This window comes from Paenibacillus woosongensis (assembly GCF_030122845.1).
GTDB lineage: Bacteria > Bacillota > Bacilli > Paenibacillales > Paenibacillaceae > Fontibacillus > Fontibacillus woosongensis_A.
The window spans coordinates 2,563,234-2,581,042 of sequence record NZ_CP126084.1 but is presented as its reverse complement, the minus strand read 5'-3'; the positions used below and the strand labels follow the sequence as shown (position 1 = coordinate 2,581,042).

Sequence of the window (17,809 nt, the reverse complement as noted above, 5' to 3'; positions counted from 1 at the left end):
TTAGTAACACTGTTTTATATATTACATGATGAAAAAAACAAATGCAATAGGAACAACTACTTAACCCATTTATCCTAAAACGACGCTATCTATCCCCATCCAACTCGTTTATAATGGGAATAAAACCCAACTTAAGGGGGTGACTCACTGGCGTGGCGAGAACTAAAGTGTTCATTAGCTCCGTAAATGAAGATGGCCTGAAACCGCTTCGCCGAGCTGCTTTCCGCGAGCTGGTGTCCCTTGGTCATGATCCTCTGATGTGGGAGGAAAATCTAGGTCCTTGGCCAGCCCATATCGATTCAATCAAGAAATGCCTTGAAGCGGTTGAGGCATGCGATATTTATTTGCTGTTCCTGGGGAGCAAATCGGGAACTTATAATGCTGCGTCCGGAATCACGGTAACGCATATGGAATTTATCAAGGCGCATGAGAAGGGCAAGCTTATTCTCGTATTTGCGGATACGGAGATCAAATCCGTTTTTTTCACCATAATCAAACCGCTGATCGATCAGTTCATCGACCAATACATTAATGACGAGGAACGTTTCCCTTCCCCATTACATATTATGGATTTCCTTAGCGCAAATCATACCATCCCTTCCAACGTTGAGCCTTATGTATGGTATTTTCTATACGACATGACCCTCCGCAAAATATACATCGACGATTTGTCACTGGGCGTACCGATCGACTGGAAGGCTTATTTCAGCGATTTGCTCCGCCGCGGTTCGCTGCTCCTGCCCCTCGAACAATCCATAGAGCAGACTAGCTTCAGGCTTGAGCAATTCGACGAAGCGGTCGATTTGCTGTACCAGCTTATCCCGCAGCTCGAAATTACGGGCCTGCAGCAAAGCGAGGAATTTCTGGAGATCATCAGGTCGCGAATGGCCGGCGGTCGCATTGAGCACAGCTACGGCTCCTATGTTGCAGAGACCGTTGGGTTTTACGGAGAATGCTGCGCGGCTACCTTATATCGGCAGGAGGATGATTGTCTCCGGTTAATTGCCAAGGTAGGCAGCGCGGCAGGGGCAGCTTGCTACAAGCTCGACGATCATAGCTCCTATAACGTGCTTACGTATCATATGGGAGATCAAGAGGAGCAGGTATTTTTCAAAGCGTCGAAGAACATGTTTTATTATTGCATGCGAACGGGTAACTTAGTACTGACCCTTCATTTTCCGGCCGACCCGGATTGGGATTATAAGAAATTCATCCACTACAAAGAAGCCGCAAACGATGCTATAATTAGTAAAAATCCTTTGATGATCGAGTTTATCAAGCTGATTCTAGGAGGGATGCAGTCGTGAGCACCGGAGTATTCGTCTCGAAGAACGGGAAAGTTACCGAAGCTATAGGCACCCAGCCCAAGGAAGCGCTGTTGTTCGCTCCTTCCAAGAAGAGCTCCTCGCAAATATTGCGCGAGCAGCGCACCGCAATGAAACGCAATAGCAAACGGATCAAAGACCGGTTCAGCGAAGCAACCAAACGGGTTTGACCCGTTCAATACACAAATAAAGCGACCGAAGCTCCTTAGTGAGAGTTCGGCCGCTTTTTTTACGCTAAATGAGGATGGTGAATGCTTTACGAGACTAGCTTTAAACCAATAGCAGCTCCTAATACCATAGCTATAAAAAAAATTCTTTTCCAGTCTTTTGACTCGCCATATAGCAACATTCCTAATATCGCTCCGCCAGATGCACCAATTCCTGTCCAAATTGCATACGCGGTCCCCATAGGTAAGGTTTCCATTGCATAAGCAAGAAATAGAAAGCTTGCTCCAAATCCAAGAATTAACAGCGCTATTGACTGCCAGCTACGATCTTTATGCAATTTATTTATCATGGAAACACCAAACATTTCAAACAAGCCTGCTGCGACCAAAGAAGCTCACGCCATTAAGATTCAACCCCTTCTATACCTTTGTCATTAGTAACTAATTTCAAGCCCATGACCCCTGCTAATAAAACCACAATTAAAATTAATTTTGCTAATTTAAATGGTTCACCAAAGAATACGATATCTGAAAAGACAGTTCCCGCTGTACCTAGCCCAACAAAAACTGCATATACAGTTCCAACAGGCAGTTTTTTGCCAGCCATAATCATTAAATAAAAACTAACAATAATGGAAATAACTGTACCAGCCCAAGTCCAAAAGTCATCTGCATGTTTTAATCCAATAACCCAAAAAACTTCAAAAAAAGCAGCAATAACTACTTTGATCCAGTTGTTATTCATCGAACAGCACCTCCGATTTTATTCTATCCATGGAACTCCTCCTCCCCTGTGCTCTCATATCTCTCAGGCAGACAAAAGCCCGGAAAGATATCGGCGAATGATATCCTCCCGGGCTTTTGTCCCTCCGTGTCCACAGGATATTTCCTGCGCGTCCTCTCTTGGACCAGGCCGGCTGCAGAAGCTGCCGCGGAACCCTAGAGAACAATTGTGACATATATTTTACAAGATAATGAGCTCATGGTCAACGGGAATGTCGTTCCCTGCCCTTGTTCCCGCAAACTTGTCAACCCTTCCCGTATAGTCTAACATAGTTTTCAGGAGGGAATTTGCACCTTCTTTCCATGAGATAACCCTATAAAAAAAGGAGAGTAACCATGACCCAAACCAAATTGTTCTCGCCTTACACCATTAAAAATGTAACTCTAAAGAACCGGATCGTCATGTCGCCGATGTGCATGTACTCCTCCTATAACCGCGACGGCAAAGTCACCGACTGGCATCGGGTGCATTATCCAAGCCGCGCCGCCGGACAGGTTGGCTTGATTATGCTTGAAGCAACCGCCGTGGCGCCCGAAGGCCGGATCTCCTATCAGGATCTGGGCATTTGGAGCGACGAGCATATCGAGGGGCTGCAGGAAATCGTCCGCCTCATCCATCATCACGAGGCCAAAGTGGCAATTCAGCTGGCTCATGCTGGAAGAAAAGCCGAGCTGGAAGAAACGATTATCGCCCCTTCCGCCATTCCCTTCCCAGGCATGAAAACGCCAAAGGAAGCTTCCAAAGACGATATTGCTCATATCGTTGCGTCTTTTAAAGACGGGGCGCGTCGTGCCAAGGCAGCCGGGTTCGATATCATCGAAATTCATGGCGCCCACGGCTATTTGATCAGCGAGTTCCTCTCTCCGCTTGCGAACAAGCGCAGCGATGAATACGGCGGCAGCGCAGATAACCGTTATCGCCTGCTGCGCGAAATTATCGAAGCGGTGAAAACGGAATGGAGCGGCCCCATCTTCGTACGCGTCTCCGCGAATGAGTACCATGAGGAAGGCAACTCCCTGGAGCAATATATTGAATTCGCTGCGCACATGAAGGAGCAAGGAGTGGACCTGATCGATTGCAGCTCTGGCGGGATCGTACCAGCTTCCATCGACGTATATCCCGGCTACCAGGTCAATTTGGCCGATCGGATTCGAAACGAAGCCGGCATCCCAACTGGAGCAGTCGGCCTTATCTCCAGCGGCCTGCAGGCGGAAGAAATCCTCGGCAACGGCCGGGCTGATCTTATTTTCATCGGCCGGGAACTGCTGCGCAATCCGTATTGGCCGCTGAACGCAGCTAAGGAGCTGGGTGCTGAAATCGAGCGTCCTCAGCCGTACCATCGCGCATAAGAGAAGGAGTGGCTCACAGCATGAATTATGACAACAACTCCAAGAAAGACAATCCCCCTCGTCCTCGCCGCGTGCTCATCATGACTGCGGTCGAAGCAGAGCGGGATGCGGTGCTTCGCGGATTAAACGGTGCGCCCGGAATTGAGGTGCGGCTGGCAGGTGTCGGCCCGATCGCGGCTGCGGCCAATACAGCGGCAACGCTTGCTTCAGCAGACGGGGCGAAGCCCTATGATTTGGTGATCAGCGCTGGCATCGGCGGCGGATTTATCGGCATAGCAGACATCGGCTCCATCGTCATCGCCACCGATATTATCGCCGCCGACTTGGGCGCTGAATCGCCGGAGGGCTTCTTGAGCCTGGACGAGCTCGGCTTCGGCTCGTCGCGCCTCAAAGCCGATGAGCACTTGTTGAGCCAATGGGCGCAGGCGGTTCTGAAATCTGGGCTTGCCGCCTGCACAGCGCCTGTTCTGACCTTGTCCACCGTTACGGGATTGGCAGCGACGGCAGAGCATCTCAGCCATCGCATTCCGGGAGCTGCTGCGGAGGGAATGGAAGGATACGGCGTGGCCTTAGCAGCACACCATCTAAATCTGCCCGTAATGGAAATCAGGGCCATCTCCAATCCGGTCGGCCCGCGCCAGCGCGAGCTGTGGAAAATCGGCGATGCCCTATTAGCCTTGGAACGAGCTTGTTCCTTATTGCCGGAGGTACTGGAATTATGAAAATAGCTTATTCTCCCTGTCCGAACGATACTTTCGTGTTTCATGCCTGGGCGCATGGCTGCATTCCCGGAGCGCCCGAGCTGGACATTACCTATGCGGATATCGATGTAACCAACGGTCTTGCCGCCAGCGGCAAAGGCCCCGATGTATTGAAGATTTCTTATGCCGCCCTCCCCTGGGTGCTTGATGAATATGCGCTGATTCCCTGCGGAGGCGCACTCGGCCGCGGCTGTGGACCGCTAGTGCTGACCGCTGGAGACAAATCTGCCGCTGACTCGGGGTCTGATACGGCGGCGGCCGACCCTTCCATGCTGTCTGGGCGGCGCGTCGCCGTTCCGAGTGAACGTTCCACGGCTTACCTGCTCTTCCGGTTATGGGCCGCCCAGGCGGTTCCTGGCGGCGTAGGCGAAATCGTAGTCATGCCCTTCGACCAGATCATGCCTGCAGTCCGCGACGGCCAGGTCGACGCTGGACTCGTCATCCATGAAGCCCGCTTTACTTATCCTGCGTATGGGTTAATGCTAATGCGAGATCTCGGCAGCTGGTGGGAAGACGATACCGGCCTGCCGATCCCTTTAGGGGCCATTATCGCCCGCCGCTCTCTTGACCTGGCGGCCATTGCGAACTGGACGCGGCAATCGGTGCAATATGCCTGGGCTCACCCGGAAGCGTCGCGGGAATATGTCATGAGCCATGCGCAGGAAATGTCGCCGGAAGTGACCGACGCGCATATCAACCTGTACGTAAACCGTTATACGGAATCGCTAGGCGAGGACGGATACGCGGCTGTTACTGCGCTCCTTAGCCGTGCAGCACGCGAAGGGCTCGTACCCGAGATAGCCCCCAGCCTGCTCCGTTAGAAACAAAACAAATAGCCGACCAGTAACAGGAACTCTTGCCTGACGCTGATCGGCTATTGTAATATGATTTGCTACGGCCTGCCGCCAAACCGCTTCCGGTAGCCGCATTTGCGGCATAACTCCTCCACGGCGGTTCTGCGCGAGAATCCTTCATAAAGCCGGGTTGCCCGCTCTCCTTCAATAATGTCTGAGAATGGCGTCTGATAGACGTTGCCTAAATTTATTACGCCTTCCCCATCCAAACAGCATGGAATGACCGTGCCATCCACGAGAATGCCCGCTTGATTCCGCAGCGCGTGGCAGAAGCCCTGACCGTCGTCCTCCTCCGCCCGTAAATCCGGCCAGTCAAACTCGTGGTCCTGGTTCAAATACACCCGGTCGGCAAGCTTAATTCCGCCCCCTGGTACTACTCTCTCCTCGATTTGATAGTCGAGCCCGAACTCTTTCTCGATCATTTCCAATGTTGCCCGGTTGCGGCTCCGCTGTAAATTGGTCTCGTTGTTCTTATCCAAATTCCACAGGCGGAACGAAACAATCAAGTCAGAGGTACTGACCGCCTCCCGCACGAAGGACAATATATTTTCGATATACCCTTCGCGGTCCGTCGAACCCTCATGACCATCAAAGCTGTGCAGCGAGAAGTTCATTTGTCTCAAAGCAGGCTTGTTGATGATTTTGGGCCAGGCTTTGCGAATCAAGGTTCCGTTCGTCGTAATATTCACCTTGAGGCCCTTCTCATGGCTTAAATCAAGCAGCTGGTCGATCTTCGGATGCAGCAGAGGCTCACCTTTGACATGCAAATAAATATAGTCGGTGTGCGGTTTTACCTCGTCCAGTACTTTTGCGAAGTCCTCAACTTTGATGAACTGGGATTTCCGTTCCGTAGGCGGACAGAAGCTGCAAGCCAAATTGCAGATGCTGGTCGTTTCAATATAGAACTTTTTGAATTTTTTCATCTTGTCTTATTCCTACTTGTCTCATATTATTTGCGACTTATGATGGAAACGGCGTATCCGTCGGCTTGGCGTAGCCCTCCCGATACTTCTCGTCGATCCATGTACGGATGTCCGCGGCCGATTTGCCAGTCTGCTGCAGCTGAATCGATTCTACGGCGATTTCCAGACATACGTTGCATTTTGTCCCGTGGTCATCCCAGACGATAGAGCCGTCCTCCTTCAGCTCGTGAATGAAGCAGTCCCGATTGCTGCGATGACCTGCCGATTCCCCGCAGCCGCAATAGCAGGGCATTCCATCCAGCAGCTCGGGATGCTCACTGACAGCTTTGTACGCGAGAACGACATATTCATGCTGACCCTCCAAAAAAGAAGGCAGGACCTCCCGGCTAGCCGTTCGTTCCTGGAAGTCCCCGCTAGTGGTAATATGTAACTCGCCATGCTGCATTTGATTCGTATCAGTTCCGCCGGCTGCGCCCTTGCTCCCACCGCCGCAGGCGGTTAACGAGAGTAATAGAAGCGTAGACGCCAGCAGCGTAGCAAACGCTTGTCTCATCGTTCCAAGTCCTCCATTCATTTCAAGAAAATATGATTATAATCACATCATCGCTAGCTCTATTTTATCTCAAATGGAATGAAACGCCTAATAAAATATACCTCGCTTGTTCCCCTACCGCTTCGTTTTACTGCCATCCAGTCTTGTATCGGGCAGAATGCTCAGCAGCGAACTTTTGGAGGCGCCGATTTGCTGGGAGCTGTAAATACCGCTATGACCCGAAAATACATAACTGACCAGGCAGGCAATGAACATGTATAGCGCCCCCTCCGAGCCGAACAGCTCAATGCCCATCATGAAGCAGGCCAATGGCGTATTGGCTGCCCCACAGAACACCGCGATGAAACCAAGAGCCGCGAGAAACGGGCCATGGAGATGAAGCCAACCGGACAGACTGTGCCCCAGGCTGGCTCCAATCGCAAAAAGCGGTGTCACCTCTCCTCCCTGAAATCCCGAGCCCAGTGTAACCGAGGTGAACAGCAGCTTGCCCAGAAAAGCAAACGGCGAAACACCCTCGCCAAAGGAATCGGCAATTAACGGCAGGCCAAGCCCCAAATAATCCCGGGTTCCTGCCGCATAGACCATAACGATGATGAGACCGCCTCCTAGCGCAGTCTTCAACACTGGATTAGGGACTGCGCGGCTGAAGGTTCTTTTTAAATAGTGAGTCAGTTTACTGAATAGCAGGCTCGTCAACCCAAACAGGATGGATGCGGCTACGACCTTCAACAGCACTGTGCCGGATAAAGCCGGAATTTGCCCGATTTGATACGTATGGTGCTGAACCCCCCATAGATTAACCGTCGTCAAATGCCCAACGAAACTCGCGGCAAAACAGGGGACAAGCGCCCGATAGCTGATCAGCCCGAGCACGGCCACCTCTAGTCCGAACATCGTTCCCGCCAGCGGCGTGCCAAATACAGAGCCGAAGCCTCCGCTTATCCCGCACATTAACAGGATCCGGCGGTCCAGCGGATCCAGCCTAACGAGCCTGCTTAACGAATCGGCCAGGCTTCCCCCCATTTGTACAGCTGTTCCTTCCCGGCCAGCTGAACCGCCTAGCAAATGGGTGACCAAAGTTCCAAACAGGACAAGCGGCGCCATTCGAATGGGGATGCGTTCATTTCCGTTCTGGATTTGCTCCAGAATGAGATTATTGCCCTTGGCGCTGATTATTCCCCATTTCATATACGCATAGCTTACTAACGCCCCCCCGAGCGGAAGCAGCCATAGCAGCCAAGGATGCATATACCGCCAATCCGTAACAGCATCAAGGCTGATCAGAAAAAAAGCGGAAGCCGTACCGGTAAGCAGTCCAACAATACTCCCAAGCAGTATCCATTTTATAAATGAGCCAGGAAAAGCTGCAAAATTCTTTATTTCCCCGATAAGATAGCTGCCCTTTGTTCGCTCATTATTTCGAGGCGATGATTCTTGAGCCGACATGAACTTAATCCTCCTAGCAGATGAAACTGGTTAATGAACAAAGACTCCTACCAGTGCGCAGGCAAAATACGCACTGATAGGAGTCATTAGCCTCATTGGCGGTTATGGCGAACTCCATCGCCTTCGCTTTTTTGTTGGAATCATTGTATATCAATTTGCTCTCCATAGTCAATCGTCCCCCAAACCAAACCCTAATTCCCGGCATAAGATACAAAAAACCAGAGAGAAAAGGTGATTTCCATTGGTAAGCTTCCGCAAAGCGTATCAAATAAAGCAGCGATTAGCCGCAAATATACTGAAGCGGCACGGTGTTCACGGCATTGGCGTTGGACTATCCGATCCGCGCCGCCCGAGCAAGGGCGCAGCAATTATTCTCTATGCCAACGCTCTGGCGGCAACCGCAAAATCCAATCAAAAGGCCTCGTCCAAAAGAAAACCTATAAATTGCGCCATGCTGCAGACCAAATTGGGCGTTCCAGTGCGCATCGTTCGTTCGGCTGGCTTTCATAAACACAGCAGCTCAGAAAGCGTTCGGTTCAGAAGAAGAATCCGGCCGGTCATCGCGGGTTACAGCGTCGGAACTCCTGGGGCTTCCGGTACAGCCGGACTGATCGTGACCAAGAGAAAATGCGGCCAGAACCGCTACTTGCTCAGCAATAATCATGTGCTCGTGAACGAGAACAGCAACCGCTGCTCCAAGACACTCCAGCCGGGAGGTGCCGACGGAGGCACGGTACGCAAGGATCGCATCGGAGAACTGCATCGTTTCGTAAGATTAAGCAAGAAAAGGAACAATTACCTAGACGCAGCGATGGCCAAGCCGCTTCGCCCCGCGCTGCTCAGCCCCCGTTACGCCGTGTTCGGAACCGTTCCAGGCCATCTGCGCTCCTATCGTGTAGGAGACCGGTTCAAGAAGGTCGGCCGTACGACGGGAATAAGAACAGGACGCGTAGAATCGATCCATACTGATATTCGCGTCGGCTACGGTTCATACGGCAATCTAGGGACAATTACCTTCAAGAACCAGAGCGTTATTCGCGGCAATCGGCCCGTCTCCTTAAGCGGAGACTCTGGCTCCGTATGGCTAACCCGCCGCGGGAACTTGGCAGCCGCAGTCAATTATGCCGGCTCTGCCGACGGATTTCTTTCGATTTCGTATCCGATTGAATGGTTCATGCAGGTATTCGGTACAAGGGTAGCCACCCCGTCCAGCCATCATCGGCGGAAATGTCATGCCCTGCATCGTCCAGGCCGGAGCCGGCTGCGGAACTATGCCTTTACGCAGCCTTTGCCGCCTAAGCTGCTGCGCGCAATCAGGCCTATTACCGCCGAGCACTGCCCCCCTATGTGCCGCCGTTAAAACAAAAGGGAGCTTCCTTGATTTGAACTCAAGCGAAAGCTCCCTTCATATGTCAAACGATAAGCTATTATTCCATAAAATCTTTCAAACGCTTGCTGCGGCTTGGATGTCTCAGCTTACGAAGCGCTTTGGCCTCGATTTGTCTGATCCGTTCCCGGGTCACGCCGAACTCCTTGCCTACCTCTTCAAGCGTACGCGTCCGTCCATCATCCATCCCGAAACGAAGACGAAGCACATTCTCCTCACGTTCGGTCAGCGTATCCAGCACTTCCTCCAGCTGCTCTTTCAGCAATTCGTACGCTGCAGCATCCGCCGGTGCAAGTGCATCCTGATCCTCAATAAAATCACCCAGATTGGAATCATTTTCTTCCCCAATCGGCGTCTCTAATGAAACAGGCTCCTGGGCGATCTTCATGATTTCCCGAACCTTTTCCGGAGTAAGATCCATTTCCTTGGCGATTTCCTCCGGAGTTGGCTCACGCCCGATCTCTTGAAGAAGCTGGCGGGAAACGCGGATCAGCTTATTAATGGTCTCTACCATATGAACTGGAATCCGAATCGTTCTGGCCTGATCGGCGATAGCTCTCGTAATAGCCTGGCGAATCCACCATGTAGCATAGGTACTGAATTTGAAACCTTTCTTGAAATCGAATTTTTCGACGGCTTTAATAAGCCCCATGTTCCCTTCCTGAATCAGGTCGAGGAACACCATTCCCCTGCCGACATATCGGCGGGCAATACTAACGACGAGACGCAGATTGGCTTCGGCCAGTCTGCGTTTGGCTTCTTCGTCCCCCTGCTCTATTCGCTTCGCCAGTTCGATTTCTTCTTCCGCTGACAAGAGCGGGACTCTGCCGATTTCCTTCAAATACATGCGGACAGGATCATCGATCTTTATACCTGGCGGCAGCGTCAGGTCATCCGTATATTCTGATTCAGTATGAAGCTTCAAATCCTCTGTCACGATTCAGACCCCCACCCATGAATTGACATACAACTTATCTCGATCTATATTTGGTTTGACAATTGCCAGCTTTTATGCTATTATAAAAGCGATCCAAAAATCGTTGCTTCTATTTGACTATCCGTCATTTTAACACATAAATAATAATTAATCAATCAATAGTTTTGCTTAATTCATGCAAACAACGCTGATCCCTGACGGGTCGGCGTTTTTTAATGGGTAACGATTTTAGGATCAGCGAATTAACCCGAATTCTCGGGCCTGTTCCTCCGTTAAAATGAACTGTTCCTTGTCCCATACCTCATCATCCTTATCCAAACCGAATGCGCTCATCACTTTCGGCCAAATCCCTTTCTCTATCGCCTCGCTTTGCGTGATGATAATTTTCATGCCAGGATCGCTCCTTTTTCCGAGGTCTTTTATACCTATATATTTAAATTTTTAATAATAGTTTAGCCAATATATCGGTTTTGAAACAGTGATTTGCATGCCTAAATCGGCATCTAAGCACCCCCTCCATTTGTAATCGCTTACAAACCACTCCGCGAACGTTAACAGGAACAAGTTCCCTATAGGCGTACAGCCTCTTTACCGTGCACTGGCTATATGTATGTCATCCTATTTTCGCTGACAAATTACTTCACTCAAACCTGAATAAATACCCAAAAAATGTGCAGATGAAACGATAATTTTGAAAAATCATACTAAAGAACTAGACAAATTTCGACAAAATTATCAATTTATATGATATAGTGCATTTATAACCAATTCTTTCATGTATTTTTCATACGGTAAAGAAAAAATAGGAGGTAGGGCCTGGGAGTAACAGCATATCATGAAATCATTTCATCTTCCCGCCACCATAGTCCTATTTTTGTGAATAATTTATTATTAAGGAGCTGGACAACATGAGTTTACCTGCAAATCCTTCCCTCCGGCGTCTCTTCTTCTTGCTCATCGCAAGCATGATCATATTCGGTACTATAACTGCCCCCTCTGCAACCAAGGCCGCTGCAACCGGCAAGCTTCCCAAAGCTACATGGCTGTGGAATACTAAACTGATCGAAACGCAAACCGAAGAGCTTCTGGCATTTTCCGCTTCGGAAGGCATTCGCATGATTTATTTGCAAATCAGCACACGTGTAGACATCCCTTATTACAAGCAATTCATCTACAAAGCAAATGCGCTCGGCATCCAGGTTCATGCCTTGAACGGAGCCCCGAACTGGGCGCTGGAATCTAACCGCTCTCAACTGGCAAGCTTCATGAACTGGATTCGCAGCTATCAAACGACAGCTGCTGAAGAGGAACAATTTACGGGCGTTCATGTGGATATTGAACCTTATCTTTTGCCCGAGTGGAAGAACGACATCAATAAGGTTATTAAGCAGTGGCAGTCGAATGTAAAGTATCTCATTCAGGAAGCCGCGAACCTGAAGCTGCCGATCGCTGCCGATTTGCCTTTCTGGTTAGATAAATATGCGGCAAGCGATTCAGAAATGTCATTAAGCTCCTGGATGATCTCCCAATTTGATTCTGTGACCCTGATGTCTTACCGCGATAGCGCCGATGCCGTCATTAAACTGGCCAAAGAGGAGCTCCAGGAGGCGGAGAAATTGAACAAGCGTATATATACCGGCGTTGAGACCAAGTATTCCTCGGAAGGCAATCAGGTATCCTTCTACGAGGAAGGATACGACTATATGAACGCACAGCTGCTCTATTTGGATCAGCTCGGCAGAGCTTACAGCTCGTATGCGGGCATCGCCGTTCATGACCTCGTGGGAATGATGGAAATGGCCCAACGCAGCAAGTCGTAGTCCGCTGTTCATCTTAAACATTAAAGCCTGTCTCACTCTGAAGCTCTCTCCAATTTTGGAATGATCCATATTCATCCAAAAGCGGAAAGAGCTTTTTTGGATATCCTGAGCCGTAATATGGTCGATTTAAGGCCGTTGCCCTTCTAAATTTTCAACCGCTACAATGGATGCTGTAAACGTTTACAAATATTGGAGCGGTGTTGATCCCGCGGAAAGAGAGGGATTCACGATGTCATGTCAAGCGACAGGCAGGAAGTCACGCGTCCTCCCTTTGCTATCCAAATGGCTGGTCATGATGCTCGTCGTCGGTATTATGCCGTTGTTCCCCGTTCATCAGCTTCCGGTAGCCCGGGCCGTTTCGCAAATCACGATCGATTCCCATAGCGATGGGGCCCAAGTAGAAGCAGGCCAGGTCATCATTTCCGGGCATTATACGGACGTCTACGATATCAAGCTGATCGTGAACGGGCGGGAACAGCTCGATACGCACATGAACAATTTGAGCGGAACCGAGACAGGCACATGGCATGCCGAGCTGGACACCAGCCGGTACCACGGCGAAATCAATCTCGTCGCGCGTGGACTGGACAGCGTTACCAGATACGGAGTAACAACCCCGGTCAAACGGATCGAGGTGGATAATCAAGGCTCCTCCCCTCCCCTTGTACGCATTGATCAGCCGCTTGACGGCTCCCTCGTCGAAGGACAAATATCCGTAGCCTTATCCGTCTATGCTTTAAATCCTGTGCAAACCGTTGAAGTCAGGTTGAACGGCGGTTCATGGAATGCCGCGAGCGTTTCCGGGGAGAACTACGAGTATATGTGGGATGCCGATTCGGCTCCAAACCGAACCTCAAGCATCGAGGCCAGAGCAATCGACCAATTCGGGAATGTCGGCCGTAGCTTGACCGTATACGTAAAGAACGGCGAAGTGATTCCGGAAGAGATGGTTTTGGAACGGCAGGACCGGGCCATATGGATTTGGGAAAAAGCCGCCTATAATTTATTCCTCAACCCAGGATCGCGCAGCGCTCTTAAGGCTTTTGCAGACGATACGGATACCTTCGGCTCCGACTCGGTAACGACCTTCTACCTGGGTGTATTCCCATACGAAGGCATCGACATCCTGGAGGATGAACCCGGCAAAGTAAGGGAATTCGTAGCTTGGGCCCACGATAACGGCTTTAAAGTCCATGCCTGCATCGCCGGTGGTACGGTCCCCCCCTATTTCGGAGCATTAACCCCCTATCACGAGCTGGCGATCCGTGAAATGGAAAAGGTCATTAACTACAACCTGTCGTCAGCTGCTAACGAGCAATTCGACGGCGTAAACGTAGACATCGAACCGTATATCCTGCCGGACTTCAGATTGCAAAAGCCCTCGGTTCAGCTTCAGTATCTCGATATTATGGAACAGCTAATAGCTCGCAGAGATACTGCTGGGATCGCCTTGCCGTTCGGCCCAGCCATCCCCAGATGGTTTGACAGCAACGACCCGGCCAAAGATATTACGTGGAACGGACAAACGAAATGGCTGTCTGAGCATATTCAGGACATGAGCGATTATATTACAATCATGGACTATCGCGATAGCGCTGAAGGCAGCGCCGGAATCATCGCCCATGCTCAAGGCGAAATCGATTATGCCAATTTGATTGGCAAGCCGAATTCGGTCGTGATTGGTGTCGAAACGCTCGATATTGCCAACAGCGGAGACCCGGAAACCATTACCTTCCGGGAGGAGGGCCGGGCATATATGGAGAGCGAGCTGGATAAGGTCTATGCCTGGTTCAGCGGGAATCCCGCCTTCGGAGGCATCGCCATGCATCATTATGATTCGATTCGCTGGCTGCCTTCAGCTTGGGGGCCAGGCGCAGTAAAGTGGACGGTAACGCCTGAAGATGTGAATCCGCCGACCGCCGTGAGCGAACAGCCATCTGCCGAAGCCTTCGACTACCAGAGCATTATTCTCCGATACGGCAGGGCATTCGACGATTCGGATATTGAGGAATACGTCATTTACCGCAGCACTGAGCCCGATTTCGAACCTGACTCCACCAACATGGCTGGCCAGTCCCGCAACCTGACCTATAAAGACCGCGGCCTGCTGCCTGATACGACATACTATTACAAGATTGCGGCCAAAGACATTAGCGGCAACGTCGGTCCCGCTTCCGAAGTCGCTTCGGCCACGACCTCCAGCTCAAGCCTCCGCCCGATGATCATTAGCGGAATGAATATCGTCCGCGAGGGTACGCGTTCGAAGGTAACGCTAAAAGTATGCGATTACGAAACGGGTGAACAAATCGTCGCCAGAGTTTACGGGCGCTTCACCTTTAATGGAGGCAAATACGTCGAACTAGCGCCTGATGCAAGCGGTATGCTGTACGCCCATTCGGAAGCATTGCCTGACGCCGCCGGAGAAGTCGGCTTCTGGCCGCAGCGAGTTCTATCGGGCGACTACTACTGGGCAAGCGCTTACGATCACCCGCGATCCACTACAGTGACCGTAAGCTGGCCCACTCCGTAAACAGAATCCTGAACACCAACCAAGCTCCCTTGGCCAATGGTCAAGGGAGCTTGGTTGGTGTGCTTCATAGTAGAAGCAGCTTCATTTCATTTACCGTCAGCCCGCCGGGCCGCCTGTACGAGCAATGCTGCATTCCGCTCGATTTCATCAAAGCGACCTTCTTTTACGAGATCCATGTTGACGATGCTTCCGCCAAGTCCGACCGCGGTCGCTCCCGCCTGAAAAAACTGATGAATATTATCCAGCCGGACGCCCCCGGTCGCGATCATCGGAATATGGCTAAGCGGAGCCCGAATTTCGCGTAAATAGGCGAGCCCCATGGAGGCCATGGGAAATATTTTTACTGCGGTTGCTCCCGCGCTCCAGGCCCTGACGATCTCGCTTGGCGTCATGGCGCCTGGATAAACGTCAATCGATTGTTCACGCGCATAGTTCACGACAGCTTCATCCAAATTCGGGGCGATTAGATATTCTGCCCCTGCGGACACGGCTTCCTTGGCCATGTTCACATCCAGGACCGTGCCGGCTCCGATACGCATCCGGTCGCCATACTGCTCGCGCCAGCGCGAAATCATGCCTAAAGCGCCATCGCTGTTCAACGTAGCCTCCACAAACACTACTCCAGCACGATCCAAAGCCGCAATCAATCCGTCTGCCTGTTCATCGGGCACATGGCGAAGGATGGCGATGATCCTCTCTTGTTTCAGTTGCTCAAACGCAGTGCTCATTCTGCTCCCCCTCTCGCTTCAAAACGTAGCATGTTCGAGTCTCGAATACAATACTATCCTTTATGATTTTGGCATAAATTAGTTGAAATGTGACTCTAGTGCCCAAGTCAGTTATAATTTAGTAGGGATTCGACTACGTTTATTGAGGTGATATTAATGAAGCTGACCTATTTAGGACATTCTACCGTTCACATCGACACTGGCGAACACAAGCTGATCATCGATCCGTTCCTGACGGGCAACCCGGTCGCCACAGTTTCCGCTGAAGAGGTTGAGGCCGATTTCGTACTGCTGACGCATGGTCATTCCGACCATATCGGCGACGCCGAGGCCATTGCTCGCAACAATCAGTGTCCGATCATTGCCGTTGTGGAACTAGCGAACTATTTTGCAGCCAAAGGACTGGAAACGACGGGCATGAATCTTGGCGGCTCCTTCACGTTTCCGTTCGGTAAATTGAAATTCACTCCGGCCTTGCACAGCTCCTCGGTAGAGGTAGATGGCACGAATGTCTATCTAGGAAATCCCGCGGGGATATTGCTGGAGCTGAACGGGTTTACCATCTATCACGCTGGAGACACGGCTCTGTTCACCGACTTGCAGCTGATTGGCACGCGCCACCGGGTCGATTTGGCCTTTATCCCGATCGGCGATTTCTTTACGATGGGGCCGGAGGATGCTTTGACCGCAGCGGAATGGGTCAGCGCCCGCCATGTCGTGCCTATTCATTATAATACCTTCGGTCTGATCCGGCAGGATGGCGATCTGTTCGTCAGCGAACTCAGCAAGCTGGGCATAACGGGACATGCACTGAAGCCCGGGGAAGAGCTGCACCACCATCAGTTAAGTTTATAATAAAAAGCAGCCCCTGGCTGCCGTTCCCGGCAGCCCAGGGGCTTTACTTATGCTAGCTAATCCTCCAGCTCTTTGCCTTTCGTTTCTGTCCCCAGCCACAGCACAGCTGCCGCACCGATGAGGATGGTCACAAAAAAGATGCCGAAAATGTACCCGATCTCATAATGCCTGGCAACAAGCATCCCGACCATATATGGCGCAAGTATGCCGCCGACCCGGCCAAACGAGGCCGCCAGCCCGACGCCCGTGGACCGTACGCTGGTCGGATACAGCTCAGGGGTATAAGCGTACATCCCGCCCCAAGCACCAAGATTGAAAAACGACAAACAAATGCCGGCAGCGATCAATGCGCCTTCCGTAGTTGCGAGGCCAAACCATGCCGCACTCACAGCAGTAAGCACAAGGTAGAGAACGAGAACGAATTTACGGCCAAATTTCTCGATGAAATAGGCCGCCGTAAAGTAACCGGGAAGCTGGGCCAGCGTCATGATCAAAACGTATTCAAAGCTCTTGACGAGACTGAACCCTTTAAGCATCATAACCGATGGAAGCCACAGGAACATACCGTAGTAAGAAAATACGACGGTAAACCAGAGCAACCACAGCATGATCGTCGCACGGCGATGAGGCTTGGCCCACACGGATTTGAACCTCTGGCGAAAAGACGCTGCCCGGTTTCCCTTCTCTGCCGTTTGCTTCGTATATCTCGGCGGATCCTCGATCGCCCTGCGCAAATATAGGGCATATAGCGCTGGCACCCCGCCGATGATAAAGGCTGCTTGCCAGCCGTATTTCGGGATCACGAAATAGGCGATCAAAGCTGAAGCAATCCAGCCTGCCGCCCAGAAGCTCTCCAGCAGCACAACCGCTCTGCCCCGGTCCTTAGACTGAACCGATTCCGATACCAGTGTAGAGGCAACGGGCAGCTCTCCTCCCAGGCCAAAGCCGGCAATAAACCGAAGGACGCACAGGACCGCAAATCCGGTGGTCGCGGCCGACAAGCCTGTCGCGAGCGAAAATATCAGCAGCGTCCATAGCAGCACAGATTTTCGGCCATATTTATCCGCCATGTAGCCCGCGATGGCCGCACCGAAGACCATGCCGATCGAGTTAATGCTTGTAAAGAGGCCGGTCTGTTGGGGGGACAGCTGCCATTTCAGGCTTAAGTCGGCGATGATGAACGACAGCATGCCGACATCCATCGCGTCAAACATCCAGCTCAGCCCCGCGCTCATCAGCAGCTTGCGCTGCTTCGGCTGGCGGATCGTCTCCAATATGCTCATTTTTCTACCACTCCTACAGGTTCGATTAGTTTCTCTCTCTTCTTAATATGGATTAATAATAGCAAATAATGACTATTTTCGCTCAAAAACTTCAGTTCCTTCGTTAC

Annotated in this window: 18 protein-coding genes and 2 riboswitches; of the genes, 9 read left to right on the top strand and 9 right to left on the bottom strand. The window is 51.2% G+C overall.

Annotated features, from left to right (window positions below; genetic code table 11):
* Positions 1-152: 152 nt before the first annotated feature.
* Positions 153-1,307 (top strand): DUF4062 domain-containing protein, encoded by a 1,155-nt coding sequence (locus QNH46_RS11800; RefSeq protein ID WP_283928243.1) that lies wholly within the window; start codon positions 153-155, stop codon positions 1,305-1,307.
* On the top strand, positions 1,304-1,495 hold the full coding sequence (locus tag QNH46_RS11795; protein ID WP_155611138.1) for a hypothetical protein: 192 nt from the start codon (positions 1,304-1,306) through the stop codon (positions 1,493-1,495). Before QNH46_RS11800 ends, QNH46_RS11795 begins: the two co-directional genes overlap by 4 nt.
* A gap of 86 nt (positions 1,496-1,581) precedes the next feature.
* On the opposite strand, the gene QNH46_RS11790 is transcribed toward QNH46_RS11795, so the two are convergent.
* On the bottom strand, positions 1,582-1,857 hold the full coding sequence (locus QNH46_RS11790) for a DMT family transporter (RefSeq protein ID WP_283928415.1): 276 nt from the start codon (positions 1,855-1,857) through the stop codon (positions 1,582-1,584).
* Between the two features lie 38 nt (positions 1,858-1,895).
* On the bottom strand, positions 1,896-2,237 hold the full coding sequence (locus tag QNH46_RS11785; protein ID WP_213588468.1) for a DMT family transporter: 342 nt from the start codon (positions 2,235-2,237) through the stop codon (positions 1,896-1,898).
* 103 nt (positions 2,238-2,340) lie between these two features.
* A riboswitch (guanidine-I (ykkC/yxkD leader) is annotated at positions 2,341-2,446 on the bottom strand.
* A gap of 165 nt (positions 2,447-2,611) precedes the next feature.
* Here QNH46_RS11785 and namA point away from each other — a divergent pair.
* The 3 genes from namA to QNH46_RS11770 are packed head-to-tail and all read left to right on the top strand — an operon-like array spanning position 2,612 to position 5,207.
* Entirely contained in the window at positions 2,612-3,625 is a 1,014-nt protein-coding gene (gene namA / locus QNH46_RS11780; protein WP_283928242.1) for an NADPH dehydrogenase NamA, read from the top strand.
* A 20-nt stretch (positions 3,626-3,645) separates the two neighbouring features.
* Entirely contained in the window at positions 3,646-4,347 is a 702-nt protein-coding gene (locus QNH46_RS11775; protein ID WP_283928241.1) for a futalosine hydrolase, read from the top strand.
* Positions 4,344-5,207 carry a 1,4-dihydroxy-6-naphtoate synthase gene (locus QNH46_RS11770; RefSeq protein WP_283928240.1) on the top strand — a complete coding sequence of 288 codons (864 nt, stop codon included), beginning with the start codon at positions 4,344-4,346 and terminating at the stop codon, positions 5,205-5,207. The genes QNH46_RS11775 and QNH46_RS11770 overlap by 4 nt, the downstream gene beginning before the upstream one ends.
* Before the next feature lie 71 nt (positions 5,208-5,278).
* Here QNH46_RS11770 and QNH46_RS11765 read toward each other — a convergent pair whose 3' ends face one another.
* From QNH46_RS11765 to QNH46_RS11755, 3 genes are all read right to left on the bottom strand, one after another.
* Positions 5,279-6,163: a radical SAM/SPASM domain-containing protein gene (locus QNH46_RS11765; RefSeq protein ID WP_283928239.1), complete on the bottom strand. Its 885-nt coding sequence runs from the start codon at positions 6,161-6,163 to the stop codon at positions 5,279-5,281.
* A gap of 37 nt (positions 6,164-6,200) precedes the next feature.
* Entirely contained in the window at positions 6,201-6,737 is a 537-nt protein-coding gene (locus QNH46_RS11760; protein ID WP_283928238.1) for a PCYCGC motif-containing (lipo)protein, read from the bottom strand.
* A 93-nt stretch (positions 6,738-6,830) separates the two neighbouring features.
* Entirely contained in the window at positions 6,831-8,162 is a 1,332-nt protein-coding gene (locus QNH46_RS11755; protein ID WP_283928237.1) for a voltage-gated chloride channel family protein, read from the bottom strand.
* Between the two features lie 70 nt (positions 8,163-8,232).
* A riboswitch (Fluoride riboswitch) is annotated at positions 8,233-8,293 on the bottom strand.
* Positions 8,294-8,403: 110 nt separating this feature from the next.
* On the opposite strand from QNH46_RS11755, the gene QNH46_RS11750 reads away from it, so the two are divergent.
* The gene (locus QNH46_RS11750; protein ID WP_283928236.1) at positions 8,404-9,522 is read left to right on the top strand and encodes a chymotrypsin family serine protease; all 1,119 of its coding nucleotides are present in this window, start codon (positions 8,404-8,406) and stop codon (positions 9,520-9,522) included.
* Positions 9,523-9,589: 67 nt separating this feature from the next.
* Here QNH46_RS11750 and rpoD read toward each other — a convergent pair whose 3' ends face one another.
* Together rpoD and QNH46_RS11740 are read right to left on the bottom strand one after the other, a co-directional pair.
* A complete protein-coding gene (gene rpoD, locus QNH46_RS11745) occupies positions 9,590-10,486 on the bottom strand; it encodes an RNA polymerase sigma factor RpoD (RefSeq protein WP_213588476.1) in 897 nt (298 codons plus the stop codon).
* Positions 10,487-10,720: 234 nt separating this feature from the next.
* A complete protein-coding gene (locus QNH46_RS11740) occupies positions 10,721-10,876 on the bottom strand; it encodes a hypothetical protein (protein WP_283928235.1) in 156 nt (51 codons plus the stop codon).
* A gap of 518 nt (positions 10,877-11,394) precedes the next feature.
* Between QNH46_RS11740 and QNH46_RS11735 the strand changes: the two genes are divergently transcribed.
* Together QNH46_RS11735 and QNH46_RS11730 are read left to right on the top strand one after the other, a co-directional pair.
* The gene (locus QNH46_RS11735) at positions 11,395-12,306 is read left to right on the top strand and encodes a hypothetical protein (RefSeq protein WP_283928234.1); all 912 of its coding nucleotides are present in this window, start codon (positions 11,395-11,397) and stop codon (positions 12,304-12,306) included.
* A 271-nt stretch (positions 12,307-12,577) separates the two neighbouring features.
* On the top strand, positions 12,578-14,836 hold the full coding sequence (locus QNH46_RS11730) for an Ig-like domain-containing protein (protein WP_283928233.1): 2,259 nt from the start codon (positions 12,578-12,580) through the stop codon (positions 14,834-14,836).
* Positions 14,837-14,922: 86 nt separating this feature from the next.
* Here the strand turns inward: QNH46_RS11730 and QNH46_RS11725 are convergent, their stop codons facing one another.
* Complete coding sequence (locus tag QNH46_RS11725; protein WP_283928232.1) at positions 14,923-15,564, bottom strand: bifunctional 4-hydroxy-2-oxoglutarate aldolase/2-dehydro-3-deoxy-phosphogluconate aldolase; 642 nt, start codon at positions 15,562-15,564, stop codon at positions 14,923-14,925.
* A gap of 156 nt (positions 15,565-15,720) precedes the next feature.
* Between QNH46_RS11725 and QNH46_RS11720 the strand changes: the two genes are divergently transcribed.
* Positions 15,721-16,419 carry a metal-dependent hydrolase gene (locus QNH46_RS11720; RefSeq protein WP_283928231.1) on the top strand — a complete coding sequence of 233 codons (699 nt, stop codon included), beginning with the start codon at positions 15,721-15,723 and terminating at the stop codon, positions 16,417-16,419.
* Between the two features lie 56 nt (positions 16,420-16,475).
* Here QNH46_RS11720 and QNH46_RS11715 read toward each other — a convergent pair whose 3' ends face one another.
* A complete protein-coding gene (locus QNH46_RS11715; RefSeq protein WP_283928230.1) occupies positions 16,476-17,702 on the bottom strand; it encodes an MFS transporter in 1,227 nt (408 codons plus the stop codon).
* Positions 17,703-17,809 lie beyond the last annotated feature (107 nt).

What these genes read in the sequence shown, in the direction of transcription:
- QNH46_RS11790 (WP_283928415.1), bottom strand. Translation starts at nt 1,857, where the DNA reads ATGTTTGGTGTTTCCATGATAAATAAATTGCATAAAGATCGTAGCTGG.
- QNH46_RS11785 (WP_213588468.1), bottom strand. Translation starts at nt 2,237, where the DNA reads ATGAATAACAACTGGATCAAAGTAGTTATTGCTGCTTTTTTTGAAGTT.
- namA (WP_283928242.1), top strand. Translation starts at nt 2,612, where the DNA reads ATGACCCAAACCAAATTGTTCTCGCCTTACACCATTAAAAATGTAACT.
- QNH46_RS11775 (WP_283928241.1), top strand. Translation starts at nt 3,646, where the DNA reads ATGAATTATGACAACAACTCCAAGAAAGACAATCCCCCTCGTCCTCGC.
- QNH46_RS11770 (WP_283928240.1), top strand. Translation starts at nt 4,344, where the DNA reads ATGAAAATAGCTTATTCTCCCTGTCCGAACGATACTTTCGTGTTTCAT.
- QNH46_RS11765 (WP_283928239.1), bottom strand. Translation starts at nt 6,163, where the DNA reads ATGAAAAAATTCAAAAAGTTCTATATTGAAACGACCAGCATCTGCAAT.
- QNH46_RS11760 (WP_283928238.1), bottom strand. Translation starts at nt 6,737, where the DNA reads ATGAATGGAGGACTTGGAACGATGAGACAAGCGTTTGCTACGCTGCTG.
- QNH46_RS11755 (WP_283928237.1), bottom strand. Translation starts at nt 8,162, where the DNA reads ATGTCGGCTCAAGAATCATCGCCTCGAAATAATGAGCGAACAAAGGGC.
- QNH46_RS11740 (WP_283928235.1), bottom strand. Translation starts at nt 10,876, where the DNA reads ATGAAAATTATCATCACGCAAAGCGAGGCGATAGAGAAAGGGATTTGG.
- QNH46_RS11735 (WP_283928234.1), top strand. Translation starts at nt 11,395, where the DNA reads ATGAGTTTACCTGCAAATCCTTCCCTCCGGCGTCTCTTCTTCTTGCTC.
- QNH46_RS11725 (WP_283928232.1), bottom strand. Translation starts at nt 15,564, where the DNA reads ATGAGCACTGCGTTTGAGCAACTGAAACAAGAGAGGATCATCGCCATC.
- QNH46_RS11720 (WP_283928231.1), top strand. Translation starts at nt 15,721, where the DNA reads ATGAAGCTGACCTATTTAGGACATTCTACCGTTCACATCGACACTGGC.
- QNH46_RS11715 (WP_283928230.1), bottom strand. Translation starts at nt 17,702, where the DNA reads ATGAGCATATTGGAGACGATCCGCCAGCCGAAGCAGCGCAAGCTGCTG.